General features: G+C 61.6%; 9 protein-coding genes. 6 read left to right on the forward strand and 3 right to left on the reverse strand.

Going from position 1 to position 10,917, the window contains the following annotated elements; translation table 11 throughout:
- The first annotated feature begins 147 nt into the window (after nucleotides 1-147).
- From RGM2987_RS01980 to RGM2987_RS01995, 4 genes are all read left to right on the forward strand, one after another.
- Nucleotides 148-3,783, forward strand: a complete 3,636-nt coding sequence (locus RGM2987_RS01980) for a DUF2339 domain-containing protein (protein WP_245138441.1) — start codon at nucleotides 148-150, stop codon at nucleotides 3,781-3,783.
- Entirely contained in the window at nucleotides 3,780-5,150 is a 1,371-nt protein-coding gene (locus tag RGM2987_RS01985) for a DUF3999 domain-containing protein (RefSeq protein WP_245138442.1), read from the forward strand. Before RGM2987_RS01980 ends, RGM2987_RS01985 begins: the two co-directional genes overlap by 4 nt.
- Nucleotides 5,151-5,408: 258 nt before the next feature.
- Nucleotides 5,409-6,419, forward strand: coding sequence for a class 1 fructose-bisphosphatase (locus RGM2987_RS01990; protein WP_003220797.1), 1,011 nt, complete (start codon nucleotides 5,409-5,411; stop codon nucleotides 6,417-6,419).
- A gap of 3 nt (nucleotides 6,420-6,422) precedes the next feature.
- Nucleotides 6,423-7,019 carry a DUF924 family protein gene (locus tag RGM2987_RS01995; protein ID WP_245138443.1) on the forward strand — a complete coding sequence of 199 codons (597 nt, stop codon included), beginning with the start codon at nucleotides 6,423-6,425 and terminating at the stop codon, nucleotides 7,017-7,019.
- Nucleotides 7,020-7,023: 4 nt separating this feature from the next.
- Here the strand turns inward: RGM2987_RS01995 and RGM2987_RS02000 are convergent, their stop codons facing one another.
- From RGM2987_RS02000 to RGM2987_RS02010, 3 genes are all read right to left on the reverse strand, one after another.
- On the reverse strand, nucleotides 7,024-7,356 hold the full coding sequence (locus tag RGM2987_RS02000) for a type II toxin-antitoxin system RelE/ParE family toxin (protein WP_245138444.1): 333 nt from the start codon (nucleotides 7,354-7,356) through the stop codon (nucleotides 7,024-7,026).
- Nucleotides 7,353-7,625 carry a type II toxin-antitoxin system Phd/YefM family antitoxin gene (locus RGM2987_RS02005; protein ID WP_245138446.1) on the reverse strand — a complete coding sequence of 91 codons (273 nt, stop codon included), beginning with the start codon at nucleotides 7,623-7,625 and terminating at the stop codon, nucleotides 7,353-7,355. Before RGM2987_RS02005 ends, RGM2987_RS02000 begins: the two co-directional genes overlap by 4 nt.
- A gap of 187 nt (nucleotides 7,626-7,812) precedes the next feature.
- Complete coding sequence (locus RGM2987_RS02010; RefSeq protein ID WP_245138447.1) at nucleotides 7,813-9,705, reverse strand: methyl-accepting chemotaxis protein; 1,893 nt, start codon at nucleotides 9,703-9,705, stop codon at nucleotides 7,813-7,815.
- A gap of 283 nt (nucleotides 9,706-9,988) precedes the next feature.
- On the opposite strand from RGM2987_RS02010, the gene RGM2987_RS02015 reads away from it, so the two are divergent.
- Nucleotides 9,989-10,243 (forward strand): outer membrane protein assembly factor BamE, encoded by a 255-nt coding sequence (locus RGM2987_RS02015; RefSeq protein ID WP_245138448.1) that lies wholly within the window; start codon nucleotides 9,989-9,991, stop codon nucleotides 10,241-10,243.
- A 31-nt stretch (nucleotides 10,244-10,274) separates the two neighbouring features.
- A complete protein-coding gene (locus tag RGM2987_RS02020; RefSeq protein WP_245138449.1) occupies nucleotides 10,275-10,844 on the forward strand; it encodes a lipocalin family protein in 570 nt (189 codons plus the stop codon).
- The last annotated feature ends 73 nt before the right edge of the window (nucleotides 10,845-10,917 follow it).

Below are 10,917 nucleotides of genomic sequence, written 5' to 3' on the forward strand. Positions count from 1 at the left end.
GGTGTGTCTGGCGACATTCAAATTGCCTGACACACCGCCTTCGCGAGCAAGCCCGCTCCCACATCGGATGGGTCTTCTCCACTAGACTGAGCCAGGCACCGCATCGCCCCGGTCATGCCCGCAACGGGCCGCTTAGGGATATCAACCATGCAATGGATCTTGACGCTGTTGGGCCTGGCTCTCGGCTGGGTGGTGGATGAGTCGCCAGCCGATGCGCTGATAGGCGCATTGGTGGGGCTTGGCATTGCCCAGGTTTTCCGAATCAGGCAACTGGGATCCCAGGCCGCCAGGCAGCAGGTTTCATTGCAGACGGCCCAGCAAGACCTGGTCACGCTGGAAGCTCGTCTGGCAGTGCTTGAGCGCGGCACATTGTATGCTGCTCCTGATCCGGCGCCGGCGCCCCAAGCCGCCACAACCCAAGCCGCCACTGACCAGGCCCCCGAGCCTGTCGCCCGCACCGAGCCGGAACCCGAGCTGGTCTGGGAACTGCCGGCTGACCTCGGGCCGATCCCGGCAATGGCCACGCAGGCCAGCCAGCCATTGCCCGACGACATCTGGACCCCGGCGCCCGCTGCTTCCAGGCGCGAGTCCCGCAACTTCGAACCTGTGGAGCCGATTGCCTCGCAACCGGCGGCTCCGCGAGGCCCGAATGTGATCGAGCGCGCCCTGGCCGGTGCGCGCAACTGGTTGTTCGGCGGCAACACGGTGCTGCGGGTCGGCGTCGTGCTGTTGTTCCTCGGCCTGGCGTTCCTGCTGCGCTATGCCACCGAAGGCATGGTGGTGCCGATCGAGCTACGTTATGCCGGTGTCGCGGCCAGCGCCCTGGGCCTGCTCGGCCTGGGTTGGTGGCTGCGCCAACGCAACAGCAACTATGCGTTGATGCTCCAGGGCACCGGGATCGCGGTGCTGTACCTGACGGTCTTCGCCGCCATGCGCCTGCACCCCTTGCTCGATTCCAAGGCGGCCCTGGGCTTGCTGGTGGCGGTCACGGTGTTCTCGGCGATCCTGGCGGTGACCCAGAACGCCCTGGGCCTGGCGGCCGCGGCCGCATTGGGCGGGTTCGCCGCGCCGATCCTGACGTCCACCGGCAGCGGCAATCACGTAGCCCTGTTCAGCTATTTCATCCTGCTCAATACCGGCATCCTCGCGATTGCCTGGTTCAAGGCCTGGCGCTTGCTGAACCTGATCGGTTTCGTCGGCACGTTCGGTATCGGTATCGCCTGGGGCCTGCGCTCGTACTCGCCGCAGTTGTTCTTCAGCACCGAGCCATTCCTGATCGTGTTCTTCCTGATGTACCTGCTGATTGGCTTGTTGTTCACCCGGCGCAAACTGCTGGAAATGAGCGACGCCCCCGAGGATGACAGCCGCGAAGCCTTGCTGCGCTGGTCAGCGAGCAAAGGCGATTATGTGGACGGCACGATGCTGTTCGGTCCGCCGTTGGTGGCCTTCGGCTTGCAACTCACGCTGGTGATGTTCCTCGATCTCGCCGCCGCGTTCAGTGCTCTGGTGCTGGGCATGATCTACATCGGCCTGGCGCGGGTACTGAAGGGTGGCCGCGCCTTGCTGCTGGCGGAAACCTGCCTGGCGCTGGGAGTGATTTTTACCAGCCTGGCGATTCCCCTGGGGCTCGACGCCCGTTGGACCGCAGCAGCATGGGCGGTGGAAGGCGCGGGGATTTTCTGGCTGGGCCTGCGTCAGCAACGCCCTCTGGCCCGCGGGTTTGCCTTGCTGCTGCAACTGGGGGCGGCGTGGGCCTTCTTCAGTGAATTGCTGATCGGTGAAAGCACCTTGCTCCAAGGTTCGCCATTGGGGGCGTTGATGCTTGGCGGCGCCTTGCTGTTCAGCTTCTATCAACTGCGCAAGGCGGCACCTGAGCACACTGCGGGTTGGGAGCGTCAGGTGCGGCCGGTGTTGGCGGTGTCGGGGCTGGCTTCGCTCTATCTGCTGGCGCCACTGTTTTTCCTGACCCACGGCACCGCCATCGCCTGGGCGCTGGCCGGTCTGGCAACGTTGTTCGTGGGCCTGCGTCTGCAATCGCGCAGTTTCCTGTTCACAGCGTTTGCCATACAGCTGTTGGGTGGAGCGCTGTTCCTGTTGCGCCTGCGGGGCGCGCAAGGCGATTCGGCAGCGGTGCTCAACGCCGGCTGGAGCGGTTTGCTCAGCGCCTCGTTGATCGGCCTGGCGCTGATCGGCGGCATGTTGCTGGCGGCACGCGACGAGATGGTGCGTAACGATGTGCGGTTGCTGCGCGGCTTGTCAGTGGTGTTGCTGGCGGGACTGGTGCTGATCAACCTCGCGGTGCTGTTCGTCCTGCCGTGGCAAACCGCCAGTGGCGTGTGGGCCGCCAGCGGCCTGTTGATCATCTGGCTGAGCCTGTACCTGAAACAGCGGGTGAGCTTTGTGTTCGGCCTGTTGTTGCAACTGCTCGGTGGCGCGGCGTTCCTGGTGGCGGGCCCGGCCTTGTTGGGGCCGCTCAATACCGAGGATCTGCGGCCCCTGGCCCATAGCGGGTTCTGGACGCCGCTGGTGCTGGGGTTGGCGGCGCTGGTGGGTGCGTGGCGCTTGCAGCGCGGGCATTCGGCGGCGCAGTTCGAGGCCTTGAGCTTGCGGCGTCTGTCCGAGTTGCTGCTGGTCTGGGGGGCCGGTTGGTGGGCGCTGGCATGGGGCAGCGAAGTGCTGCGCTTTGCCCCGGTGAACCTGCAAGCCAGCCTGTTGCTGGCCGTCGCGGCGCTCAGTGTGGCGGTGTGGACTGTCTTGGCCCAACGTCTCAAATGGCCAGCCCTGGGGCTGCTGTGCACGTTGCTGATACCGGCGGCGGGCTGTGTGTTGGTCGCGGCCTGGCACAATCGTTATCACCCGGCGGCGGATTTTGGCTGGCTCGCCTGGTTGGCCGTGTTTGGTGTGCATTTCCTTTCCCTCAAGCGTCTGGCACCGAGCTTGCCGGCCCAGGCACGCAGTACGGCGCACGTGCTTGGCTGCTGGCTGTTGATCGGCGTGCTGGCGCTGGAACTGCGTTATGGCCTGCTGCTGTTGTCCGAGCAATACAACGCCTGGCGCTGGCTCGGTTGGGCGATCCTGCCGAGCCTGTACCTGGTGCTGATGGCTGCACCGCGTGCCCGGCCATGGCCGGTATCGGCCCAGCCGCGAGAATATCGCGTCTACGCGGCGGCGCCCCTGGCGCTGTTGATGCTCGGCTGGTTCTGGCTGGCCAATACGTTCAGTGACGGTGGCGCAGACCCGTTGCCCTACGTGCCGCTGCTCAACCCGCTGGAGCTGGGCCTGCTGTTTGCCTTGTTCGGGGTCTACGTGTGGGCACGCAGTGCGCTGGCGCAATTGGCGATCCGCTGGGCGCATGCCGAGCACGTGGCCCAGTTGATCGCCGGTGTATCGCTGTTCGCGTTCTTTACCGCGCTGGTGATGCGCAGTGCCCATCACTGGATCGGCGTGCCGTTCGAGCTCGATGCATTGCTCGAATCGATGTTCGTACAGGCCGGGCTGTCCATCATTTGGACCTTGATCGCTCTGGGCTTGATGATCGGTGGGCATTTGCGGCACCGCCGTGAGGTGTGGCTGATCGGCGCGGCGTTGATCGCCGTGGTGGTCGCCAAGCTGTTCTTTGTCGAATTGAGTAACCGCGGCGGTCTGGCGCGGATCGTGTCGTTCATCGGCGTAGGCGTGCTGTTGCTGGTGGTGGGCTACTTTGCACCGCTGCCGCCAAAACGTCCGGAAACAGCCTCGCCGACCGAACCGCCAATGCCTGTCAATGAGGGAGTGTCATCTTGAGTCGCACGTTGAGTCGGATCGGCCTGGGGATGGTCGGATTGTGGGTGGCATTGTCGGCCACGGCCCAGGAGCAACCGGCGGATTTTGCCCATCAAGTGCCGTTGGCCTTGAGTGGCGAGGGGCCGTGGTATCGCCTGCCGCTGCCGCTGGACGTTCAATTGCAAGCGCAACAGACTGACCTGAGTGATCTACGGGTCTTCAACGCCGCCGGGCAGGCCCAGGCCTATGCGTTGGTTAAAGAGTCGGCCCAGAGCCGGGAAAACCGCACCCTCACGGACGTGAAGTGGTTCCCGCTGTATAACGCCGCCGACGACACCGAACGCGCGCCCAGTGTGCGGGTGCAATCGAATGCAAACGGGACCCTGGTGGAAGTCCAGCCGTCCAGCCGGCTTGAAGCCGGGGAAGAGGAACTGCGTGGCTGGTTGTTGGACGCCAGCGCGCTCAAGGCGCCGTTGCAGCAGTTGGTCCTCGACTGGACCAGTGAGCGCGACGGTTTCCAGCGTTTCACCATCGAAGCCAGCGACGATTTGCAGCACTGGCAATCCTGGGGCGAAGGTCAGGTGGCGCGATTGACCTTCGCCGATGAGCGGGTCGAGCAGCATGAAGTGAGCCTGCCGGGGCAATCGGCGCGCTATTTGCGCTTGCTCTGGGACTCGCCGTCCTCTGCGCCGGTGCTGACTTCGGCCCAGCTGCAAAGCGCCAGTCGCGAAAGCCTGCCGTTGCCGCTGGTCTGGTCGCAGCCTTTGGCTGGCAGCACCAGCAAGGCCGGCGAATACACCTGGCAGTTGCCCAAGGGGTTGAACGTCGAGCAGGTGCAGGTCGAGCTGAGCCAGGCCAATAGTCTGGCGCCGGTGACGTTGGCCGGACGCCGTGAAAGCAGCCTTCCATGGCAGCCCATGGGCAGCGGCTTGCTCTATCGCCTGACCCAGAATGGCCAGGATGTGCTGCAAAACCAGTTGCAGCTGTCCGGCCAGGCCGTGCAGCAGTTGAAGCTGACGGTGGACGAGCGGGGTGGCGGCCTGGGCACTGAGGCGCCTGCCCTGCGCTATGCGGTGCGCCCGACACAGGTGGTGTTCCTGGCGCGTGGCGAAGGTCCGTACAGCCTGGCACTGGGCAGCGCGACCGTGAAGGCCGCGAGCTTGCCCCTGACGACGCTGGTGCCCGATTACCGTCCGTCGCGGTTGGCGACCCTGGGCACGGCGACGGTGAATGGCGTGGCAACCTCGATACCACCGGCCGAAACGGTGCCGGTGGTCGTTGGGACAAACTGGAAGAAAATCGGCTTGTGGGCTGTGTTGTTGCTGAGCGTACTGTTCCTTGCGGCGATGGCGTTCAGTCTGCTGCGCAAGCCGCCGGTCAAATCCTGAAAATGGGGATGACTGATGTACCGAGTCGCCTGATTCGCGAGCAAGCCCGCTCCCACATTGACCGTGTTCGTCAGGACAATTCGGTCACCTGTGGGAGCGGGCTTGCTCGCGAAGGCGGTCTCCCGGCAAGCAGCAAATCTGCAAGCCATCGCCATCGCGTGAACTCAATCCTCCTTATCCCGTCTCATAGGAGGAATTAACTCCAGACTCGCGCTAAACTGCGCTGGTTTTTCCGCCCCCTATTCTTCGGAGCCGTCCATGTCCCGCGTTACCTTGAGTCGCTATTTGATTGAGCAGACCCGCAGCAACAATACCCCTGCCGATCTGCGCTTTTTGATCGAAGTGGTGGCGCGTGCGTGCAAAGAGATCAGCCACGCCGTTTCCAAAGGCGCATTGGGTGGTGTCCTGGGCAGCATGGGCACCGAGAACGTGCAGGGTGAAGTGCAGAAGAAGCTCGACGTACTCTCCAACGAGATCCTGCTCGAAGCCAACGAATGGGGCGGTCACCTGGCCGGCATGGCGTCCGAGGAAATGGACAATGCCTACCAGATCCCGGGCAAATACCCCAAGGGTGCCTACCTGCTGGTTTTCGACCCACTGGACGGTTCGTCGAACATCGACATCAACGCCCCGGTCGGTACCATCTTCTCGGTACTGCGTTGCCCGAATGAATACCTGAGCCAGAACGAAGCCCTGAATGAAAAGGCCTTCCTGCAGCCAGGTACCCAGCAGGTTGCCGCCGGTTATGCGATCTACGGTCCGCAGACCATGCTGGTGCTGACCCTGGGCGATGGCGTCAAAGGCTTCACCCTGGACCGTGAAATGGGCAGCTTCGTACTGACTCACGAAGACATCACCATTCCTGAAACCACCCAGGAATTCGCCATCAACATGTCCAACCAGCGTCACTGGGAAGCTCCGGTGCAACGCTACGTCAGTGAGTTGCTGGCCGGCGAAGAAGGCCCGCTGAAAAAGAACTACAACATGCGCTGGGTCGCCGCGATGGTTGCCGACGTGCACCGCATCCTGACCCGTGGCGGTCTGTTCATGTATCCGCGTGACAGTCGCGAGCCGAGCAAGCCCGGCAAGCTGCGCCTGATGTACGAAGCCAACCCGATGTCGTTCCTGGTGGAGCAGGCCGGCGGTGCGTCTACCGACGGTCACCAGCGCATCCTCGATATCCAGCCTGAAGGCCTGCACCAGCGTGTGGCGGTGTTCCTGGGCTCGAAGGAAGAAGTGGCCCGCGCCACGGCCTACCACAAGGAATAAATCATGGCCGAGCCCTGGCAGCCGCTGCTTGATTGGTGGTTCGGTTCAGCCGAGACGCCAGATGAGATCTCGGCTGACAAGGGCAAACTGTGGTTCGGCAAGCGTCATGATCGCCAGGCGCGTGAGCGCTTTGGCGATCAGGTCGAACAGGCACTGGCCGGCGGATTGATCGACTGGGCGCAACGCCCGGAAGGTTGGCTGGCCCTGGTGCTGCTGCTCGACCAACTGCCGCGGATGATCTTTCGCGACACTCCCAAGGCCTTTTCCGGTGACCTTCGCGCCCAAGCGCTGGTAGCCCAGGGCCTGGCCGCAGGTTTCGACCGGCAACTCAAACCCATCCAGCGCGTATTCATCTACCTGGTGCTCGAACACTGCGAAAACCTGGCCGTGCAGAACGAGGCCGTGTCGCGGTTTATCGACTTGGTTCGAGAGCAGCCGGAGGCGGAACGCGCGGTGTTTGAGAGCAACCTGGATTATGCCGAACGGCATCAGAAGATCATTGCCCGGTTTGGACGGTTCCCCCATCGCAATGCGGTGTTGGGAAGGAAGTCTACGGTTGAGGAAATGGAATTTTTGAAGGGGCCGGGGTCGCGATTTTAGTGAGCTACGGGTTGCTTCGAAGCAATCGCTTCAGCAGCAGGGCGGGCAGATTTTTGCGGCTGTCGGCAATGATGTGGATATAGAGTGTTTGCCCGCGTACTTCATAAATAATCCGATTCATGCCTGAAAGAATTTGTCGGTACTGACCTAGATTGAGCCTTTCGATTTCTTGCGGAATTGATCCAGCGTAGGGCTGTGTCGTCAGATGACGGATCGCTGTTTTCAGGGCGGCATAAGTGCTTTGCCATGTCTGAAGAGAGAACCGTTCGATCAGGTAAAGGCGTAATTCTTTAATGTCCGTCTCAGCAGACTGAAGGATGACAACCTTTAAACTCATTGAAGGTCGGTCCTGTCCAAGTCAGCGAAGACCTCTTCGATTTCCCGAAACTCACCTTTTTCAATTTCCTGGTTCCCCATAGCCAACAGCTTTAACAGAGCCATTGTCTCTTCGTGTTCCTCGAAGCTTTTCACATCCATGACCACGAGTTTGGCTTCGCCGTTTTGGGTGATTATCAACGGCTCTCGGCTTTCTGTGATGGTCTTGACGATTTCAGCGGTGTGGCTTTTCAAATAGCTGATAGGTTTGATTTGGGATGACAGCTTCATGGCGCGAGCCCCGACGGTGAATGGGACTGAGTTTAGTCTTAATTCAGTCTTGCGTCAGCTGTAATGACCAATGCTCCAACCTGGCAGATGCCACCATAGCTGGCAAGCTTGCTCCCACAGAGATCTTTATAGCAAAGAAACCCACTGTGGGAGCGAGGCTGCTCGCGATGAGGCCCGTGCAGACCCTCTAGATCCGGAAGCTGCCCACCAACTGCTTCAACCGCGCCGCCTGCTGCTCCAGGTCTGAACAGGCCCGCAAAGTCGCTTGCAGGTTTTCCACGCCTTCCTGGTTCAGCGTGTTGATCTCGCTGATGTCGACGTTGATCGACTCGACCACGGCGGTCTGTTCCTCGGTGGCGGTAGCGACGGACTGGTTCATGCCGTCGATTTCACCGATGCGCTGGGTCACGCTGCCCAGGCGTTCGCCGGCCTGGTTGGCGATGCTGACGCTGCCTTCGCTCTGGCGCTGGCTGTCGGTCATGGTCAGCACCGCTTCTCGTGCGCCGACCTGCAGCTCTTCGATCATTTTCTGCACTTGCTGCGCCGAGTCCTGGGTCCGGTGGGCCAGGTTGCGCACTTCATCGGCCACCACTGCGAAACCGCGTCCGGCCTCGCCGGCACGGGCCGCTTCGATGGCTGCGTTCAAGGCGAGCAGGTTGGTCTGCTGGGAGATGCTGGTGATCACCTCCAGGATCTGGCCGATGTTCACCGTGTTGCTGTTCAGGGTCTCGATGTTGCCGCACGAATCGCTGATCTTCGCCGACAGTTGCTGCATGGCGGTGATGGTTTTATCCACCACTTGCTGGCCGTCTTCGGCCAGGCTGCGGGCATCGCTGGAGTGCTGCGAGGCGAGCGCGGCGTTCTGGGCGATTTCCTGGGCGGCGGCGCCGAGCTGGTTGATGGCCGCGGCCACACTGCTGGTGCGCGATGCCTGCTGGTCGGAGTTGAACATCGACGAGTTGGACGCGCTGACCACTCGCAGGGCAACTTCATTGACCTGGCCCGTGGCCGAGGCCACTTCGCGGATCGAGGTGTGAATGCGCTCGACGAAGCGGTTGAACGACGTGCCCAGTGCGCCGAATTCATCCTGGCCATGGATGGTCAGGCGGCGGGTCAGGTCGCCTTCACCTTCGGCAATATCGTGCATGGCGCGGCCCATGGTCAGCAGCGGCTGCATCAGCACGCGGATCAGCATGCCCAGCAGGGCGATGATGAACACCACGGCGATGGCCATCGCGATCAGCGCTGAAGTGCGCAATTCACTGAGCATCGCCAGCGCGGTGTCTTTGTCGAGCACGAGGGCCACGTACCAGTCGGCACCCGGCACGCCGCTGACACGGGTGAAGGAAATGAACTGGGTCTTGCCGTCGAGCTCGACTTCCTTCATGCCCGGGCTGACTTGCAGCGCGCCGTCGGGGTAGGCCTCGGCCAGGGTCTTGAGCACGCGTTTGCTGTCGGGGTGGATCAGGATCTTGCCGTCGGCGCTGACAATGAACGCATGGCCATGCCCGCCAAAGTTCAGCGAGTTGATGATCGCGCTGACGCTGGACAGGTCGATGTCTGCACCGGCTACGCCGATCATCTGGTTCTGGTGCTGCACCGGGGTGGCCACGGTGATCACTAGCTTGCCTGACGAGGCGGCGATGTAAGGTTCAGTGACAATGGCCTGTTGTGCGCTGTTGGCGGCCTTGTACCAGCCACGGGCGCGGGGATCGTAGTCGGCAGCACGGTTACCCGCCGGCACCGAGAACATCACGCCGTCGATACCGCCGAAATAGCTCAGTTGGAAATTGCTGGTGTACACCGGCAAGCCCACGGCGCGCTTGAGGCTGTCGGCACTGCTGCCATCCACAGCGATTTGCTGGGCCAGCGATTGCAGCAACTGGACACGACCTTCGACCCAGGTCTGGATGTTCCGGCTGGTCAGGTTGCCGAGTTCCTGCATGGAATTTTCGGTACTGGCATGCAGGCTCTGGCGCTGACGATAGTCGTTGAACAGGATGAAACAGGCGAACGCAACGGCTACCACGAGGGCGGCAGCCAGCAGGATTTTGTGGCTGAACTTCATGTTTCTGGTCATTAAGAACGCTACCGCAGAGGAGCTGGTCAGGAAGGGGGGCAATTTGCCATAACGCAGGATTTAACGCTGTTCTTTTTATCGGCCTGGTTGCTCCAAGGATCAGCCATCGCCGGTCAAATCCGACGAAATGCACGACAGCATCACAAACTGATTGATTCACCGACGAAATGCTGTCTCAGGAACCAATAAATACTGGGGTTGCCGGGGAACCAGATAGGGGTTTTCTCTTCTAAGCTTCTGGTTGGCACCCTGCCATCCTCCCTTCCGCTCCAGGAGTTACCCGATGTCCCTGCGTTCCATCGCGTTGTTGATTGTGTGCGTCGTGCTGACCGCATGCAGCAAGGTCAACCAGGAAAATTATTCGAAGCTGTCGGCTGGCATGCCCAAGTCCGAAGTCGAATCATTGCTGGGAAAACCGACTGATTGTTCGGGCGCGCTCGGCATGTCCAGTTGCACCTGGGGCGACCAGAAAAGCTTTATCAGCGTGCAGTACGCCGGTGACAAAGTGTTGATGTTTTCCGGCCAAGGCCTGAAGTAAACCGAGGCTACGGGCCTGCGGGAGAAAAATAATGAAGCGGTTATTGTTAGTGCTTTTGGCCGGCCTGGTTTTGGCTGGCTGCGCCACTTCTGGCGAAGACCCGTTGGCGCCCAAGACCGTCAACAGCGTCAATTTGAAGCGTTACCAAGGGACCTGGTACGAACTGGCCCGCCTGCCAATGTATTTCCAGCGCAACTGCGCGCAGTCCGAAGCTCACTACACCCTCAAGCCTGACGGCGACGTGGGTGTGCTCAATCGCTGCCTGACTTCGGATTGGCAGTGGGAAGAAGCCAGGGGCACCGCCACCCCGCAGGTGCCGGGCAAGACCGACAAGCTCTGGGTCAGGTTCGACAACTGGTTCTCGCGGATCGTACCGGGCGTGGCGAAAGGGCAATACTGGGTACTGTACGTCAGCGATGACTACAAGACCGCCATCGTCGGTGACCCGAGCCGCCGCTACATGTGGCTGCTGTCCCGTACACCGACCGTCAACAGCGTGGTGCGCGAAGAATTGCTGAGCAAGGCGCGCCAGCAGGGCTATGACACCAGCCGATTAATCTGGCGTGCGTCGGATCGGCAGATGGCCAAGACCTCGAATTGACCTGCCGGCAAATAGCCAAGGTGGGAGCGGGCTTGCTCGCGAAGGCGATGTATCAGTCGACATAACTGTTAAC

Source organism: Pseudomonas sp. RGM2987 (assembly GCF_022952855.1).
Classification (GTDB): domain Bacteria; phylum Pseudomonadota; class Gammaproteobacteria; order Pseudomonadales; family Pseudomonadaceae; genus Aquipseudomonas.